Origin of the sequence: Flavobacterium microcysteis, from assembly GCF_006385255.1 — a bacterium.
In the GTDB taxonomy this organism is placed as follows: domain Bacteria; phylum Bacteroidota; class Bacteroidia; order Flavobacteriales; family Flavobacteriaceae; genus Flavobacterium; species Flavobacterium microcysteis.
This window is the reverse complement of sequence record NZ_VFJE01000037.1, coordinates 1-952: the sequence shown is the minus strand read 5'-3', so window position 1 is coordinate 952 and position 952 is coordinate 1. Positions and strand designations below refer to the sequence as shown.

The 952-nt window shown below is 59.5% G+C and carries 1 pseudogene; it reads left to right on the top strand.

Annotation, left to right across the window (positions count from 1 at the left end):
- Positions 1 to 952 (top strand): annotated as a pseudogene (locus FJA49_RS18355) (hypothetical protein); the annotation flags it as partial.

Genomic DNA, 952 nt, shown 5'->3' with positions numbered 1-952 from the left:
TGATCGTGAACCGCACGCCGCAGCCGGTGTCGCCAGACCCTATCGAGATCTGCGACGACGCTACCGCTGACGGTTTCGCCACCTTCCCTGACATCAGCGTAAGGGAGGCGGACATGCTCCTCGGCCTTGATCCTAGAGATACCTATACTTTCGAATACTATGCGCTTGAGGCCGATGCCAAGGCGGCAGTCCCTACGGCTGCGCCGCTTCCGGTCCTGAACTACAATAACACCACGGCCTACACCCAGACGATCTGGGTAAGGGTATCCACGGCTAAGGGCTGCTTCAGGGCGGTTCCTATCGTGCTTAAGGTTAACCCTAACCCTGTAGTGGCAGTGCCGCTACCGGAATACACCCTGTGCGACGACCCTAGCGGCGACGGCTTCGAGGTGTTCGACCTTGCCGCCCACAGGCAGCAGGTAACCACGGTACCGGGCATGGAAGTGAAATACTACCTCGACAGTGCGGCCCTTGCGGCCGGCACGGAGCTTCCGCTGTCCTACCGAAACGATATTCGTACGGTACAGACCATCATCGTAGGGGTGACCAATACGGCTACGGGATGCTTCTCGCAGACCACGCTTACGCTAAGGGTGCAGCAGCGCCCGCTGGTTACCATTCCTGCGGTAATCCCTACGGCCTGCGACCCTGACGGCAACGGCACGGAGCAGTTCGACCTTGACGCCCTTAAGGCGGAAATCACGGGAGGAGCGGCTTATGACGTGAGCTTCCACGAGACGATGCCGAATGCGGAAAACAACATGTTCCCGTATACCACCCCATACAGCAACCTGGCTTCCGGCACGATCTGGATCCGGGTTACGGACAGGGCCACGCAATGCTACTCTGTTGCGCCGCTGCAGCTGATCGTGAACCCGGTTCCGGTAGTTCCCGCAGCGATCGACGACCTTGTGGTATGCGACACGAATGCCGACGGCATGATGAGGGTAGA